Annotated in this window: 15 protein-coding genes; 3 read left to right on the top strand and 12 right to left on the bottom strand. The window is 65.2% G+C overall.

What is annotated here, in order from left to right; translation table 11 throughout:
- Nucleotides 1-203: 203 nt before the first annotated feature.
- Nucleotides 204-611 (bottom strand): heme-binding protein, encoded by a 408-nt coding sequence (locus VIM12_RS04380; protein ID WP_331940395.1) that lies wholly within the window; start codon nucleotides 609-611, stop codon nucleotides 204-206.
- Nucleotides 612-681: 70 nt separating this feature from the next.
- Nucleotides 682-1,809 carry a response regulator gene (locus VIM12_RS04375; protein WP_331940394.1) on the bottom strand — a complete coding sequence of 376 codons (1,128 nt, stop codon included), beginning with the start codon at nucleotides 1,807-1,809 and terminating at the stop codon, nucleotides 682-684.
- Between the two features lie 125 nt (nucleotides 1,810-1,934).
- On the opposite strand from VIM12_RS04375, the gene VIM12_RS04370 reads away from it, so the two are divergent.
- Entirely contained in the window at nucleotides 1,935-2,480 is a 546-nt protein-coding gene (locus VIM12_RS04370) for a C40 family peptidase (RefSeq protein ID WP_331940393.1), read from the top strand.
- 27 nt (nucleotides 2,481-2,507) lie between these two features.
- Here VIM12_RS04370 and VIM12_RS04365 read toward each other — a convergent pair whose 3' ends face one another.
- The 8 genes from VIM12_RS04365 to pstS all read right to left on the bottom strand — a co-directional run bounded on the left by VIM12_RS04365 (nucleotide 2,508) and on the right by pstS (nucleotide 10,111).
- The gene (locus VIM12_RS04365; RefSeq protein WP_331940392.1) at nucleotides 2,508-3,431 is read right to left on the bottom strand and encodes a patatin-like phospholipase family protein; all 924 of its coding nucleotides are present in this window, start codon (nucleotides 3,429-3,431) and stop codon (nucleotides 2,508-2,510) included.
- Nucleotides 3,432-3,538: 107 nt separating this feature from the next.
- On the bottom strand, nucleotides 3,539-4,834 hold the full coding sequence (gene phoR / locus VIM12_RS04360) for a phosphate regulon sensor histidine kinase PhoR (RefSeq protein WP_331940391.1): 1,296 nt from the start codon (nucleotides 4,832-4,834) through the stop codon (nucleotides 3,539-3,541).
- Between the two features lie 19 nt (nucleotides 4,835-4,853).
- The gene (locus tag VIM12_RS04355) at nucleotides 4,854-5,543 is read right to left on the bottom strand and encodes a response regulator (RefSeq protein ID WP_331940390.1); all 690 of its coding nucleotides are present in this window, start codon (nucleotides 5,541-5,543) and stop codon (nucleotides 4,854-4,856) included.
- 2 nt (nucleotides 5,544-5,545) lie between these two features.
- Nucleotides 5,546-6,253 carry a phosphate signaling complex protein PhoU gene (phoU, locus tag VIM12_RS04350; RefSeq protein WP_331940389.1) on the bottom strand — a complete coding sequence of 236 codons (708 nt, stop codon included), beginning with the start codon at nucleotides 6,251-6,253 and terminating at the stop codon, nucleotides 5,546-5,548.
- A gap of 31 nt (nucleotides 6,254-6,284) precedes the next feature.
- Complete coding sequence (gene pstB, locus VIM12_RS04345) at nucleotides 6,285-7,082, bottom strand: phosphate ABC transporter ATP-binding protein PstB (protein WP_414691746.1); 798 nt, start codon at nucleotides 7,080-7,082, stop codon at nucleotides 6,285-6,287.
- A 1-nt stretch (nucleotide 7,083) separates the two neighbouring features.
- The gene (gene pstA / locus VIM12_RS04340) at nucleotides 7,084-7,929 is read right to left on the bottom strand and encodes a phosphate ABC transporter permease PstA (RefSeq protein WP_331940388.1); all 846 of its coding nucleotides are present in this window, start codon (nucleotides 7,927-7,929) and stop codon (nucleotides 7,084-7,086) included.
- Nucleotides 7,926-8,861: a phosphate ABC transporter permease subunit PstC gene (gene pstC, locus VIM12_RS04335; RefSeq protein ID WP_331940494.1), complete on the bottom strand. Its 936-nt coding sequence runs from the start codon at nucleotides 8,859-8,861 to the stop codon at nucleotides 7,926-7,928. The genes pstA and pstC overlap by 4 nt, the downstream gene beginning before the upstream one ends.
- Nucleotides 8,862-9,064: 203 nt before the next feature.
- Nucleotides 9,065-10,111: a phosphate ABC transporter substrate-binding protein PstS gene (gene pstS / locus VIM12_RS04330; RefSeq protein WP_331940387.1), complete on the bottom strand. Its 1,047-nt coding sequence runs from the start codon at nucleotides 10,109-10,111 to the stop codon at nucleotides 9,065-9,067.
- A gap of 177 nt (nucleotides 10,112-10,288) precedes the next feature.
- On the opposite strand from pstS, the gene ppk1 reads away from it, so the two are divergent.
- Both ppk1 and VIM12_RS04320 read left to right on the top strand, forming a co-directional pair.
- Entirely contained in the window at nucleotides 10,289-12,382 is a 2,094-nt protein-coding gene (ppk1, locus tag VIM12_RS04325; RefSeq protein ID WP_331940386.1) for a polyphosphate kinase 1, read from the top strand.
- A gap of 9 nt (nucleotides 12,383-12,391) precedes the next feature.
- Nucleotides 12,392-12,859, top strand: a complete 468-nt coding sequence (locus VIM12_RS04320) for a SixA phosphatase family protein (RefSeq protein WP_331940385.1) — start codon at nucleotides 12,392-12,394, stop codon at nucleotides 12,857-12,859.
- Here the strand turns inward: VIM12_RS04320 and VIM12_RS04315 are convergent, their stop codons facing one another.
- Complete coding sequence (locus VIM12_RS04315; protein WP_331940384.1) at nucleotides 12,860-14,095, bottom strand: DUF445 domain-containing protein; 1,236 nt, start codon at nucleotides 14,093-14,095, stop codon at nucleotides 12,860-12,862.
- A gap of 131 nt (nucleotides 14,096-14,226) precedes the next feature.
- Nucleotides 14,227-14,733 carry a hypothetical protein gene (locus VIM12_RS04310; RefSeq protein WP_331940383.1) on the bottom strand — a complete coding sequence of 169 codons (507 nt, stop codon included), beginning with the start codon at nucleotides 14,731-14,733 and terminating at the stop codon, nucleotides 14,227-14,229.
- Nucleotides 14,734-14,758 lie beyond the last annotated feature (25 nt).

Raw genomic sequence — 14,758 nt, 5'->3', positions numbered from 1 at the left:
CCGCGCCAGAACGACCGTCAACCAAACGGCTTGCGCTGGATGTCGTGGGTCTTTTTGGGACGTGTTGGATGGGGTATGCGCTACGGCGGGATGATTTTAGTTAAACCCCGAGATTATAGCGGAGAACCCAATGCGCTGCAATTGTGCGCGCGCAAAACGCCGGCCGGGAAAACCCGGCCGACGGCACGGAATGGCGTCTGCTTTCAGCGTCCGAGGGCGCCGATACCCGCCTTTGCAATCTGCACGTCTTCCGAGGACTTCACCCCGGATACGCCAACCGCACCGACGCAGTGCCCGTCGACCACGACCGGCACGCCCCCCTCCAGCATGCCTTCGAGGCCGGGGGCGGTGATGAAGGAAAAGCGGCCGTTGTTGATCATGTCCTCATAGGCCTTGGTCTCGCGGCGCCCGAGCGCCGCCGTACGCGCCTTTGCCGGAGCAATGCTGGCGGAAATCGGTGCCGCACCGTCCAGGCGCTGCAGCCACAGCAGGTTGCCGCCGTCGTCCACGATGGAAATCGTGACCGGCCAGTTGTGCGCGTTGGCTTCCGCTTCGGCGGCAGCGGCGATTTTCTTCACGTCGTCGAGCGAGAGGAATGGTTTGGATTGCATGCTTGCTCCATTAAAAGAATGGCAGGATTGTACGTGAGCCGCATGGTCTTCGCATGACTGCCTGGAAAGATCAGCGCTGGGCCTGCTGCAGGAGCAGATCGACCAGCGGACGCAGCTCGCTGGACAGCTTGGCAATGTGCGGCATGACCTCGGCGTGGCGTCCATCCTTGAGCCATTGCAGCAGGGTCGCCACATCCGGCTCGCTTCCCGCCTCGCCTGTGCCGGGCACCAGGCAATCGCCGTGCCGCAGCGCCGCTTCTTCGGCATCGCCGATGACGCCGGTGAGGCCGCGATCGAGCCCCAGGCGCGCGCGTACCCGCGCCAGCTCCTGCAGCCCCTGCAGGCCGGCGCCGCCGCTTTGCTCCGCGAGCGAAACCAGGCCGCAGCTGGCGACCAGGCCGATCGTCCTGTCCTTGATGAGCTGGGCCCGCGAGATGGCGTGCGCGACGCGCTGCGCGAAGATGCGCGCCGCTTCGGCACTGATGCTGCCGGCCGCCAGCGTGAATTGCTCCTCGCCGGTCCGGGCGACATGGTCGCTCTGCCGGACCGTGCGCTGCAGCAGGTGACCGATCGCCTCCATCACGGTCTCCGGCGGGTTGACCGCGTCCGCCCTTCCCGGCCGGTGCAAGGCAACACAGACATTGATGAGGACGAAATTGCGGCGCGCCTTCTGTGCCTGCTGAAGCAGCGCCTCGGCCTCGGCTTGAAAGACGTCTGCCCTCATCATCGCCGGCAGTGCTTCATCCTGCTGCCGGCTGACCAGTACCTCCAGCCCGCGCTCGAGATCGGACTGATTGCTGACCAGCTTGGCCAGCACGTCCAGGCGCGAGAGCAGCTGGGCAGTGCCGATGCCCTTGACGATGAGGTCATTGGCCCCGGCAGCCTTTGCCCGCTCGCGTTCTTCGCTCTCGTCGCTGCCGGAGACCACCACCACCGGAATCTCGCGGATGCGGCTGATGCGGGAGGCGCGGATGCGCCTGAGCAAGCCGTAGCCATCCAGCCGCGGCATGGTCAGGTCGGTGATCACGACGCGAATGCTCTGGTCGAGCAGGAGTGCTTCCCAGGCCTGTTCGCCGTCCAGCGCCTCGCGGAATTCGAACATGCCCTCGATCTGCTTGATCAGGGTGGCGCGCACGATACGCGAGTCGTCGGCGATCAGGATGCGCGGCTTGACGGGAATGTCGGTGACGGTGAGCATGTTGCCGAGTATAAGGATAGTTCAGGCCGACAAGCATACGGGCTGCCAACAAATTTTGACAGTCTGTCCTCAGTCACAGTACATTCCCCCTGTCCCTGTACCGGCACTGCTCCGCAATTTCAAAAATGGCAACACATTTCCACCGCCGTCCAAGGAAGTCCGCCGCCCGTCTTGCCGGCGCCTGCCTGCTTGCGGCCTGCTGCGCGGCGCCCGTGCATGCTGCCGAACAGGAGCACGCCGAAGCGCCCAACCGGCTCGCAAAGCTGCAGGGGCTGACCAGCCGCGCTTCGGAACTGGCGATGCAGGCAATGTCGATGATCGGCATCCGCTACAAGTACGGCGGCAATGCGCCGGAAAACGGGTTGGATTGCAGCGGCCTGGTCCGCTATGTTTTCCGGGAGGTGCTCGGCAAGGAGTTGCCGCGCACCTCGGAGGAAATCAGCCGCGTCGGCACGCATGTCGACCGCAGCGAGCTGCAACCGGGCGACCTGGTGTTCTACAACACCTTGCGCCGCGGCTTCTCGCATGTCGGCATCTACCTTGGCGACAACAAGTTCATCCATTCGCCGTCCGCCGGCGGCCAGGTGCGCATTGAAAGCATGGACATCGGTTACTGGAAGAAGCGCTTCAACGGCGCGCGCCGCATCACCGAAGCCGAACCCGAACACTGACGGCGCGAGCGGCACTGCAGCGACCGGTCAACCGTCCCGCTGCCCTCGCAGCGCCGCCAGCTTGCGCCTGATCTCGCCCAGCTTCGCCGACGCCTCCTGCTCCCCGGCGAGGATCGCAAGGTTCCTCCCCGGGAAATCATTGCCCTTCATCGTGCCCAGCCGCGGCTGTATCACCACGTCCGCCTCCTTCAGCTCGTAGCGGTTGATGCTCTGGCCCATGATTGCGAATGTCTGCAGCAGCACCTCCAGCGAGGAGTCGGCCGGCTGCGCATCCGGTTGCGCGGAGATGTTGACGGCGATGACGAAGTCCGCGCCCATCTCGCGCGCGAAGCGCACCGGCACCGGCGACACCAGACCGCCGTCGACGTAGGACCGGTCACCGACACGCACCGGCTGGAACACCCCTGGCACCGCCGACGATGCCCTGACCGCGGCACCGGCATTGCCGCGACGGAACAGGATCGCTTCGCCGCTCTGCAGGTCAGTGGCGACCGCGCCGAACGGTTTCTTCAGTTTTTCGATCGGCTGATTGCCAAGAGCGCGGTTCACGTAGTGTTGCAGCGCTTCGCCCTTGAGCACGCCGGTCGCCCTGGCAAAAAGCGGGACCGACCAATCGGATATGGCGGCTTCGTCCATTGCCAGCGCCAGCTTTTGCAGGGCGAAACCGTCATTGCCGGCCGCGTACAGTGCGCCGACCAGACTGCCCGCGCTGGTGCCGACCACGATGTCCGGGATGATGCCCTGCGCCTCCAGCGCCTTGATCACGCCGATATGGGCGAAGCCGCGCGCCGCGCCGCCACCGAGCGCCAGGCCGATCCGCACCGGTCTGGCGGGTGGCTGCGTGGTAGTGGCCGCCGGGGACGGCGGCTGCACAGGGGCCGGCGCGGTCGTGGTACAGCCGGCACCGAGCAGCAACAGGAGGGAAAGGAGTGCGGAGGCGAGGCGTTTCATGGTGTGCTGCAGGATCGATGACGGGCGGCGCTGCCGCGGCAGCCCGCATTGTAATCGCCTTGCAGGCTGCCGGGCAGGCGCGCCGGCGCTCACCCCGCGTCCGCCGGTCAGGCGTCCAGGAGGACGCTGGCGGGGAAACGGGCGGCGAAGGTGCTGCCCTTCTCCGGTACCGAGCAGATGGCCAGCGTCGCGCCGTGCCGCAGCAGCACATGCTTGACGATGGCCAGTCCCAGCCCGGTACCCTGGGTCTCGCGCGAGCGGCTCTTGTCGACCCGGTAGAAGCGCTCGGTCAGGCGGGCAATGTGCTCGGGGCGGATGCCGATGCCGTTGTCCTCCACGGCAAACTCCGGCTGATTGTCGCGCAGCCGCCAGAGGATGCGGATGGCGCCGCCCTCGGGGGTGTAGCGCACGGCGTTGGAGGCGAGATTGCCGAAGGCGCTGCGCAGCTCGTCCGTGCTGCCCTTGATGTCGGGTCCGTCGACCTCCAGCGTCACCGTATGCCGGCCGCCGGAAAGCGCCTGCGTCTCCTGCAGGATCTGCTCCAGCAGGTTGCGCATTGCCACCCTTTCCGGCCGCAACGGGTATTCGACGGACTCCAGTCGCGTCAGCGTCAGCATGTCTTCCACCAGGTTCTGCATCCGCCGCCCCTGCTCCGTCATCAATTGCAGGTGCGCCATCCTGGTCTGCAGCGCGAGGTCGGGCTGCGCGCTGGCGATCTCCAGGAAACCGTTGATGACGGTCAGCGGGGTGCGCAGCTCATGGGAGGCATTGGCGATGAAATCGCGGCGCATCATTTCGATCCGCTCCGACTCGGTGGCATCGTGGGTGACGAGAATCTGGCGCCGGTTCTCGAACGGGATGATCTGCACGATCAGCTTGCGGTCGCGCAGGCTGAGCGTCAGTGGCTGCTCATACCTGCCGAGGATGATGTAATCGATGAAATCCGGGCTGCGTATCAAATTGGTCACGCGCATGCCCTTGTCCCGTTCCAGCTGCAGTCCGAGATGCTGCTCCGCCGCGGGGTTGCACCACTCGAGGAACAGCACGTCGTCCATGATCGCCACCCCGTCCGGCAGCAGGGTCATCGCCTGCCGGAAGCGCGCGAGCCATTCCGCCAGTTCGGCCTGGTTGCGCTCATCCTCGCGCCGCAGCTTGTAGAGGCGGGCGAAGATTCCGGTCCACGCGCCCCACCCGTCGGGCAGCTTTGCGGAACGCGGGTCGTCCAGCCAGTCGGAGAGCTGGTACAGGTAGTGCAGCTGGATGACCAGGAGCGCGCACACGCCGAGCAGCGCGGCGGCAAGCCCGGCGAGCAGGCCGAAGTAGTGCCAGACCACGGCGCCGCCGCCGAGAATGAGGGACAGGCGCAGGCCGGCGGGGACCCAGAAAACCAGATGCGGGTTCATGTGTGCGATCGCGTGCGTTTCATTTCTCGGACAGCATGTAGCCGACGCTACGCACCGTCTTGATCAGGGACTCGGCTTCCTTCAGTGCCTTGCGCAACCGCAGCACGTGCACGTCGACGGTGCGCTCCTCGATCACCACGTGGTCGCCCCAGACCTTGTCGAGGAGCTGGCTGCGGGAGAACACCCGCTCGGGATGGGCAAGGAAGAACTTGAGCAGCTTGAACTCGGCATGGCCGATGTCGATCTTCTGCGCGTTCAGCATGACAGTGCAGCTGACCGGGTCGAGCGTCACCGGTCCGGCGCTCATCGCCGACTGCGCATGCTCCGGACTCTTGCGCCGCAACAGCGCCTTGATGCGCGAGGTCAGCTCGCGCGGCGAGAACGGCTTGGTGATGTAGTCGTCCGCCCCGTTGTCCAGGCCCGCGATCTTGTCCTCCTCCATGCTTTTCGCCGTCAGCATGATGATCGGGATGGACTGGAATTGCCGGTCTCCGCGAATCCGCATCAGCAGGCGCAGCCCGGTCTGGTCGGGCAGCATCCAGTCCAGCAGCACCAGGTGCGGCGTCCGCCGCTGCAGGAAATCCCAGGCTTCGGCAGCGCTGTGGACCGCGACCGGGTTCCAGCCCGATTCGCGCAGCGTGAAGCTCACCAGCTCGACGATCGCCGGCTCGTCTTCCACGATCAGGATTGTTGTCTTGTCAACCGCCATCTTCAGTCAGATCCGTCCAGTGCGGCGGGGGCGAAACCGGTATGCCGGATGTCCTTGCCCCGCACCACGTAAATCACGTACTCGGCGATATTCTTGGCATGATCGCCGATGCGTTCGATTGCCTTCGCCGCCCACAGGCAGTCCAGCGCAGACGAGATGGTACGCGGATCTTCCATCATGAAGGTGATCATCGACCGCATCACGGAACGGAATTCATGGTCGATCGCCTCGTCGCCGGCGATGATCCCGGCCGCCTGCGCATCGTCGAGTCTGGCGAACGCGTCGAGCGCGGCGTGCAGGGATTCGGCCGCGCTGGCGGCCATCACGCGGATTGCCTCGTAGTGGTTGAGCACGCCTATCGTACCGCGCTCGTGCAGGCTGCGCGCGCTGCGTGCAATCTTGCAGGACTCGTCGCCGATGCGCTCGAGGTCGGTGATGACCTTGAGTGTCGCCACCACCGTGCGCAGGTCGTTGGCGGCCGGCTGGCGCTTGACGATCAGGTGGCTGCAGGTATCGTCCAGCGAGACCTCGAGGCGGTTCACGGCGTCGTCGCCACGGATCACCTGCTCGGCGACGGCGAGGTCGCCGTGGCGGAAGCAGCTGACCGCATCCTTGAACTGGCTTTCTACGAGTCCGCCCATCTGCAACACCTTCGAGCGGATCGCTTCGAGGTCCATGTCGTACTGTTTGGAGGAATGGTCGCCTGGCATGGCTGCTCCTGGTTCGTATGGTTGATGACGCTCAGCCGAAGCGGCCGGTGATGTAGTCCTGGGTTTCCTTCTTCGCCGGATTCATGAAGATCTGGTCGGTCTCGCCGAACTCTACCAGCTCGCCCAGATACATGTAGGCGGTGAAGTCGGAGCAGCGCGCTGCCTGCTGCATGTTGTGCGTGACGATGGCGATGGTGTAATCCTGCTTGAGCTCGTGGATCAGTTCCTCGATCTTCACCGTCGAGATCGGGTCGAGCGCCGAGGTCGGCTCGTCCAGCAGCAGGACGTCGGGCTTGACCGCGACGCCGCGCGCGATGCACAGGCGCTGCTGCTGTCCGCCCGACAGGCTCAGGCCGCTCTTGTTCAGCTTGTCCTTCACTTCGTTCCAGAGCGCGGCCTTCTTCAGCGCCCATTCGACCCGCTCGTCCATCTCGCCCTTCGACAGCTTGTCGTACAGGCGCACGCCGAATGCGATGTTGTCGTATACGGACATCGGGAACGGGGTCGGCTTCTGGAACACCATGCCGACCTTGGCCCGCAGCATGTTCACGTCCTGGCCGGGGTCGAGGATGTTGCGGCCGTTGTAGATGATTCTGCCTTCGGCGCGCTGTCCGGGATACAGGTCGTACATGCGGTTCAGCGTGCGCAGCAGCGTCGACTTGCCGCAACCGGACGGCCCGATGAAGGCGGTGACCTTCTTGTCGCGGATGTCGAGGTTGACGTTCTTCAGCCCCTGGAAATTCCCGTAGTAGAAGTTCAGGTCCTGGATCGCCAGGGTGGCTTTCGCCTGCGGCGCCGTCGTGGTCTGGTTCATGGTCTGGGTCATCATGTTATTTCGGTGTCTTCTGGCGGAACAGGGTGCGCGAGAGTATGTTCAGGCCGAGCACGCTGAACGTGATCAGCAGCGCGCCGCCCCATGCCAGGGAGCGCCAGTTGTCGTAGGGGCTCATGGCGAACTGGTAGATCACCACTGGCAGGTTGGCCATCGGGGCATTCATGTTGGCGCTGAAGAACTGGTTGTTCAGCGCGGTGAACAGCAGCGGCGCCGTCTCGCCGGAGATGCGCGCCACCGCCAGCAGCACGCCGGTCACCACGCCCGCTTTCACTGCGCGCAGCCGCACCAGCATCGCGACTTTCCAGCGTGGCGCACCCAGCGCGAAGGCGGCTTCGCGCAGGCTGCTCGGCACCAGCTTGAGCATGTTGTCGGTGGTGCGCACCACCACCGGTACCGCGATCAGCGAGATGGCGATCGTCCCTGCCCAGCCCGAGAAATGCCGGACATTGGCAACGTAGATCGCATACACGAACAGGCCGATCACGATCGACGGCGCGGACAGCATGATGTCGGTCACGAAGCGCGTCACCTGCGCCAGCAGGCTTTCCTCGCCGTATTCCGCCAGGTAGATGCCGGCGAGGATGCCGATCGGCGTGCTGACCAGGGTGGCGGCGCCGACCATCAGCAGGCTGCCGACGATGGCGTTGATCAGGCCGCCGCCCTCGTTGCCGGGTGCCGGCGTGGTTTCCGTGAACATGGCGAAGCTCAGCGCGCCAAAGCCCTTGACGAGCAAGGTGCCCAGGATCCAGGCGAGGAAGGACAGGCCAATCGCCATCGCGATGATCGACAGGGCGATGCCGACGCGATGGCGCAGCAGGCGGCTGCGATAGACCGGATTCATGACTTGGCTCCTTCCTTGCGCGCCATGCCAACCAGCATCAGCTTGGCCGCCGCAAGGACGATGAAGGTGATGACGAACAGGATCAGGCCGAGCGCGAACAGCGACGACTGGTGCAGCATCGACTCCGCTTCGGCGAACTCGTTGGCCAGCGTCGAAGCGATGCTGTTGCCGGGCGCGAACAGCGACCAGGACAGCTTGTGGGCATTGCCGATCACGAAGGTGACGGCCATGGTCTCGCCGAGCGCGCGGCCGAGGCCGAGCATGACGCCGCCGACCACGCCGGTCTTGGTGTAGGGCAGCACGACCTGGCGCACCACTTCCCAGCGGGTGCAACCAAGTCCGTAGGCCGACTCCTTCAGCACGGCGGGAACGATCTCGAACACATCGCGCATCACCGAGGCGATGAACGGGATGATCATGACTGCCAGGATCAGCCCGGCGGTGAGGATGCCGATGCCCATCATCGGCCCCTTGAAGAGCGCGCCAATCAGCGGCAACTGGCCGAGGGTGTCGCGCAGGATGGGCTGGATATGGTCGCCGAACAGCGGCGCGAACACGAACAGGCCCCACATCCCGTAGATGATGCTGGGGACGCCGGCGAGCAGCTCGACCGCGGTGCCAAGGGGGCGGCGCAGGGCAACCGGGCAGATCTCGGTCAGGAACAGCGCGATGCCGAAGCTGATCGGAAAGGCGATCAGCAGCGCAATCAGCGAGGTGGCGACGGTACCGACGATCGCGATCAGCGCGCCGTACTGGTCATTCACCGGATCCCATTCGACCGTGGTGACAAAGGCGGGGCCGAACTCGCGGAATGCCGGCCAGGCGTTGATGACCAGCGAGACGATGATCCCCGCCAGCACCAGCAGGACGCTGAGCGCGAAAAACAGCGTGAGCTTGTGGAAGATGAAATCTTCGATGCGCTGGCGGCGCATGGTCGACCTGAGTGCGCTTGCGCTGGCATCCCGGGCAGCCACGCGCGCGGCGTCGCTGTCGGCTGCCCCGGCCAAGCCGGTCCGCTCCGCCGCTATCGTGTTGGTGTGTGCATTCATGGCTTTGCGCAGTTGGATGCGATGGGCCCGGCGAGCATCCGCAGATGCCGCCGGGCCATTTTTTCAGGATCCCGTACGGGCTCCGGTCATTGCCAGACTGCCTTTCCGGAACCGTCCTTCAGCTGGGCCTTCCATCCGTCCTGCACCAGCTTCACAACCGATGCCGGCATCGCGACATACTCGAGTTCGGTCGCCATGGCGCCCCCGTTCTTGTATGCCCAGTCGAAGAACTTGAGCACTTCCTTGCCCTTTGCCATGTCCACCTGCTCCTTGTGCATCAGGATGAAGGAGGCGCCGGTGATCGGCCAGCTTTCCTTGCCTGCCTGCTCGGTCAGCACGACAGCGAAGCCCGGGGTCTTGGCCCAGTCCGCGCCGGCCGCTGCCGCCTTGAAGGTCGCATCGTCCGGCTGGACAAACTGGCCGTCGCGGTTCTTCAGCTGGGTGTGGCTCATCTTGTTGCGCTTGGCGTACGCATATTCCACGTAGCCGATCGAATTGCGGATACGCTGGACGTTGGCCGCGACGCCTTCGTTGCCCTTGCCGCCCACGCCGGTCGGCCACTTGACCGCGGTGCCCGCGCCGACCTGGGACTTGAATTCCGGGTGAACCTTGGACAGGTAGTCGGTGAACAGGAAGGTGGTGCCGGAGCCGTCGGCCCGGTGCACGACGGTGATTTCGTCTGCCGGCAGGGTGACGCCGCTGTTGAGCGCGGCGATTTCCGGCGCGTTCCACTTGGTGACCTTGCCGAGGTAGATGTCGGCCAGTACCTGGCCGGTCAGCTTCAGCTGGCCCGGCGCGACGCCGGCCACATTGACGACCGGGACTACGCCGCCCATGATCGCCGGGAACTGCATCAGCCCTTCCTTCTCCAGTTCCTCCGCCTTCAGGGGCATGTCCGAGGCGCCGAAGTCGACCGTCTTGGCCTTGATCTGCTTGATGCCGCCGCCGGAACCGATGGACTGGTAGTTGAGGCCGTTGCCGGTGGCCTTCTTGTACTCCTCCGCCCATTTGGCGTAGATCGGGTACGGGAAGGTGGCGCCGGCGCCGGTGATGTCGGCCGCAACCGCGCTCGTGTTGAAGATGGCGGCACCAGCCGCGATCGCCGCCGTTGCCAGGAATTTGTTCAGTCGCATATCTGCTCCATGAGGTTTGTCAAAGAAGACAGGGCGAACTGTAACGACCAAATATGACGGGTTTATGACAGCGCAAATAGGCGATGTCATAAACCCGGACGCCGGTTTTTCCGGTCATCCTCCTGTCATATTCGCCACATAGACTCGCCTCCACCCGAGCGCAATGACATGTCAAGAATGAACAAAAAGACAACAAGAAAAACCGTGGAGGCCGACCCGGCGCAAGCGGGCATCTACCTGAACAGGGAGCTGTCGCAACTTGCCTTCAACCGCCGCGTCCTTGCACAGGCGGAAGATCCGGCCGTGCCGCTGCTGGAAAGGCTGCGTTTCCTGTGCATCGTCAGCAGCAACCTCGACGAATTCTTCGAGGTTCGCATCGCCAGCCTGCTTGCCAGGGAGCCGGTGGAAGGGCTGAAGGCCCTGCCGCCGGGGCTGGCGGAAATGCTCGGTCGGATTGGTGAAGAGTGCCACGCGCTGATTGCACGCCAGTACGCCCTCCTGAATGGGGAAATCCTGCCGTTGCTGGCAGCCAAGGGCGTGCATCTGCTGCGCCACGAGGACCGCAACGAGGCGCAGCGCGCCTGGGTGAAGGACTATTTCGACCGCGAGGTGCGGCCGCTGCTGACGCCGATCGGCCTCGATCCGGCGCACCCGTTTCCGCAGGTGGTCAACAAAAGCCTCAATTTCATCGTCGAGCTGTCGGGCAAGGATGCCTTCGGCCGCGGTACGGCCATTGCCATCCTGAAGGCACCGAGGGTGTTGCCGCGGGTAATACGTCTCCCGGACGGCCTGTCGAGGAACGGCGTGTCCTTCTGCCTGCTTTCCTCGGTCATCCATGCCCATATCGCCGACCTGTTCACCGGCCGCGAGGTGATTGCCTATTCGCAGTTTCGCGTCACCCGCAACAGCGACCTGTGGGTCGACGAGGACGAGGTGAAGAACCTGCGCCAGGCCCTGCAGACGGAATTGCAAAGCAGGCAGTTCGGCTTCGCGGTGCGGCTGGAGGTGGCGGCCAACTGTCCGCCGCACCTGTCGCAATTCCTGCTCGACCAGTTCTCCATCGACCGCAGCAGGCTGTATGCGGTGAACGGCCCGGTCAACATGGTGCGGCTGCAGGAGCTGATCGGCCATGTGCAGCAGCCGGCCCTGCATTTTCCGGCCTTCGTCCCGGGCCTGCCGGCCAGCGTATCGGACGGCGGCATGTTTGCCCTGCTGCAGCGGCAGGATGTGCTGCTGCACCACCCCTTCCAGTCCTTCCAGCCGGTCGTGGAATTCATCCGGTCCGCGGCCCTCGATCCCGACGTCCTCGCCATCAAGCAGACGATCTACCGCACCGGGATGAATTCGGGACTGATGGAGTCGCTGATCACCGCCGCCCAGCGCGGCAAGGAAGTCACGGTGATTGTCGAACTGATGGCCCGTTTCGACGAGGAGGCCAACATCAACTGGGCCGAGCGGCTCGAACGCGTGGGGGCCCAGGTGGTGTACGGCGTGGTCGGCCTCAAGACGCATGCCAAGCTGGCGCTGGTGCTGCGGCGGGAAGGCCGCGAGCTGCGCCACTATGCGCATCTCGGCACCGGCAACTACCATCCGACCACCACCAAGCACTACACCGATTTCGGCCTGCTGACCGCGCATCCGGGGGTGACCGCCGAGGTCAACGACATCTTCATCCATCTGACCAGCCTGACCCGGCCGAAGAAGCTGCAGCATTTATGGCTCGCCCCGTTTGCGCTGCAGCGGGAAGTGATCCGAGCCATCCGCAACGAGGCGGCGATCGCGCGCGCAGGCAAGCCGGGGCGGATCATCGCGAAGATGAATGCGCTGGTTGACGAAACGGTGATCCGCGCGCTGTATGCGGCATCGGCCGACGGCGTGAAGATCGATCTCATCGTGCGCGGCGCCTGCGCGCTGCGCCCGGGCGTGCCCGGGCTGTCCGAGAACATCCGCGTGCGCTCCGTCGTCGGTCGCTTCCTCGAACATACCCGCATCTATTATTTCCGCGCCGGCACCGAACATCATGTCTACCTCGCCAGCGCCGACTGGATGAGCCGGAACCTGCTGCGCCGGGTCGAGGTCGCATTTCCGGTACTGGACAAGACCCTCAAGCAGCAGGTGATTACCCAGGGCCTCAATCCCTACCTGAAGGACAACGTCGACGCCTGGGAACTCGGCGCGGACGGCCGCTATACCCGGCGCAAAGCGCGCGGCAAGCAGTCCCCCTTCAGCGCCCAGCAGTTCCTGGCGCAAACGCTGGGCGAAAGCCCGTAAGGAGAAACGATGGACCTGATCCTCTGGCGTCATGCGGAGGCCGAGCCCGGCGACCCCGGCACGCCGGACGCCGCCCGCGCCCTCACCGCCAAGGGGCGCAAGCAGGCGGCGCGCATGGGCGAGTGGCTGGACCGCGCGCTGCCCGGGTCCTGCCGTGTGCTTTCCAGTCCCGCGGTGCGCACGGTGCAGACCGTGCAGGCGCTGGAGCGCAAGTTCAAGACGCATGTCTCCCTGGCGCCGGGCGCGAGTGCGGCGGCCATACTGGAGGCGGCCCGCTGGCCGAACGCCGGCGACCCGGTGCTCGTGGTCGGCCATCAGCCGGCGCTGGGACAGGTGGCTTCGTTCCTGCTGGCCGGCGTGGAGCAGGACTGGCCGCTGCGCAAGGGCGCCATCCTGTGGATTGCGCAGAAGGATACCGGCGCGGGCCTGGTGCCCTACATCCGGGCGGCACTGGGTCCTGACATGACAGGCCGCTGATCAGGCCAGGGCGAGCGACACCACGTGCAGCACCAGGCCGACCAGGCCGCCGACCAGGGTGCCGTTGATCCGGATGTACTGCAGGTCCTTGCCGACGTGCAGCTCCAGCTTGCGCGACATCGTGTCGGCATCCCACTTGCGGATCACGCGGGCGACGAGGTCGGCGATCACCTCGCGGCGGCCGACGATCGTCTCGGTCGCGAAGATGCGTATCCACTGGTTCAGCTTGCGCTGCACGTTGGCGTCATGCAGCAGGTCGCTGCCCAGCGCGCGCACCGCCTCCTCCAGCTTGGCGGCCATGTGCGAGTCAGGCGCCGCGGCGTCCGCGACCAGCCGGTCCTTCACGTCGTGCCACACGTCGACCACGTAGTTGCGCACCAGCGGATGGCCGAGCACCTCGCCGAGGATCGCGTCCAGCTTGGCCTCGTACTCCTCGGACGTGCGCAGCTTGTGCAGGAAGTCGTTCGACACGTTCTGGAAACGCATCCGCCATTCGCTGTCCTCGTCGCGCATCTCGTCCAGCGTGCTCTGCAGTGCCTCCAGGATGCGCTCATACAGCTTCTCGTCGAGTGCCTTCGGCATCCAGCGAGGACTGCTTTCATGGATCTTCCACCGGATATACGACTTGTTGTGCTCCAGCGCGCGGCCGCACAGCACGATGATGTGATCGAAGAGCGCGCGGTGATGGCCGCTGGCGACGAGCACGCCCAGGATGTCCGCCAGGGCGGGAGCGAGCTGCGTGTTCTCGAGGGTGCGGCTGACGCGGTGCTGGATGAAACTGCGCACGTCGTCGTCCTCGATCACCGCCAGCAGCGACGGCACGCTGCGCACTGCCTGGCGCGCGACCGCCCGGCTGTTCTCCGGCTGCGCCAGCCAGCCCGCGGCCGCGCCAGCGAAATCAATATTGCGCAGTTCTTCGCGAATGATCTCCTGCGTGATGAAATTATGCTCGAGGAAATTCGACAGGCTGTCGCCGATCCGGTCCTTGTTGCGCGGAATGATTGCGGTATGCGGAATGGGCAGCCCGAGCGGCGACCGGAACAGCGCGGTGACCGCGAACCAGTCGGCCAGCGCGCCGACCATTGCCGCCTCGGCGAACGCGATGACGAAGTCCAGCCATGGATAGCGTGGTTGCGCAATACGGGCAGCCACGAAAAGCACTGCCATCAGCACCAGCAGGCCGGTGGCCAGGCGTCGGGACTTGCGTAACTGGTTTTCCTGCTCCTGTTCGTGCATCGATTGGATGGGTCGGGTGGCGGGTCACTCTGTTCGAGCGCGCGGTGATGCGTTTGGTTCACATTCCGCCGGGACCTGCCGCCCGGAAAACGCCTGCAGCCCCGCCAGGGCCGCCCTGCTTCCGTTTCGCGCTACTTTCCTTTCTTCGGACGGCCCGCCTTCAGCGAAGGAAGTCCCGCCAGCACTTCGCTGATGCCCGCCGTATCCAGGCGCTTGAGCAGCGCTACGCCGACGCGCAGCAGTTCGCTCTTCTTCACCTCGATCCCGGCCTTCAGGCACGCCTTCTTGACTTCGCCGAGTACCGCGTATTCCGCCTCCGGCATGGTGAAGCTGTCGCGGATCACCTTGGGCTTCTTCGGCCTGGCTTCTGCCGCGGGTTTCGCGGACTTTCCCGCCACGGTCTTGCCGGATTTGCCGGTCGCCGGCGCGGCCGCCTTCGCCTTCTTCGGCGCCGCCGCGGGCAGCGGCTGCACCGCCTGCTCGGCCGGCGCCACCGACGGCGCGCTGACCGCCGTCGCCTTTGCGGTTCGCGCGGCGGGCGCCTTGGCGCTGCCCGTGGTGGAAGCCGACGCTTTTCTGGCGGCCGGCACGACCGCCGCCCCCGCTGCCTTGCTCGTACCCGTACCTGTCTTCGCCATCGCAACTCCTTTTTGTATAAATAAT

It is taken from the genome of Noviherbaspirillum sp. (assembly GCF_036563305.1).
Taxonomy (GTDB): domain Bacteria; phylum Pseudomonadota; class Gammaproteobacteria; order Burkholderiales; family Burkholderiaceae_D; genus Noviherbaspirillum.
This window is presented reverse-complemented; position numbering and strand designations above follow the sequence as displayed.

Coding starts and splice junctions, on each gene's coding strand:
- VIM12_RS04370 (WP_331940393.1), top strand. CDS start 1,935: ATGGCAACACATTTCCACCGCCGTCCAAGGAAGTCCGCCGCCCGTCTT.
- VIM12_RS04320 (WP_331940385.1), top strand. CDS start 12,392: ATGGACCTGATCCTCTGGCGTCATGCGGAGGCCGAGCCCGGCGACCCC.
- pstS (WP_331940387.1), bottom strand. CDS start 10,111: ATGCGACTGAACAAATTCCTGGCAACGGCGGCGATCGCGGCTGGTGCC.
- ppk1 (WP_331940386.1), top strand. CDS start 10,289: ATGAACAAAAAGACAACAAGAAAAACCGTGGAGGCCGACCCGGCGCAA.
- phoU (WP_331940389.1), bottom strand. CDS start 6,253: ATGCCAGGCGACCATTCCTCCAAACAGTACGACATGGACCTCGAAGCG.
- phoR (WP_331940391.1), bottom strand. CDS start 4,834: ATGAACCCGCATCTGGTTTTCTGGGTCCCCGCCGGCCTGCGCCTGTCC.
- pstC (WP_331940494.1), bottom strand. CDS start 8,861: ATGCGCCGCCAGCGCATCGAAGATTTCATCTTCCACAAGCTCACGCTG.
- VIM12_RS04365 (WP_331940392.1), bottom strand. CDS start 3,431: ATGAAACGCCTCGCCTCCGCACTCCTTTCCCTCCTGTTGCTGCTCGGT.
- VIM12_RS04375 (WP_331940394.1), bottom strand. CDS start 1,809: ATGCTCACCGTCACCGACATTCCCGTCAAGCCGCGCATCCTGATCGCC.
- VIM12_RS04355 (WP_331940390.1), bottom strand. CDS start 5,543: ATGGCGGTTGACAAGACAACAATCCTGATCGTGGAAGACGAGCCGGCG.
- VIM12_RS04315 (WP_331940384.1), bottom strand. CDS start 14,095: ATGCACGAACAGGAGCAGGAAAACCAGTTACGCAAGTCCCGACGCCTG.
- pstB (WP_414691746.1), bottom strand. CDS start 7,082: ATGATGACCCAGACCATGAACCAGACCACGACGGCGCCGCAGGCGAAA.
- VIM12_RS04380 (WP_331940395.1), bottom strand. CDS start 611: ATGCAATCCAAACCATTCCTCTCGCTCGACGACGTGAAGAAAATCGCC.
- pstA (WP_331940388.1), bottom strand. CDS start 7,929: ATGAATCCGGTCTATCGCAGCCGCCTGCTGCGCCATCGCGTCGGCATC.
- VIM12_RS04310 (WP_331940383.1), bottom strand. CDS start 14,733: ATGGCGAAGACAGGTACGGGTACGAGCAAGGCAGCGGGGGCGGCGGTC.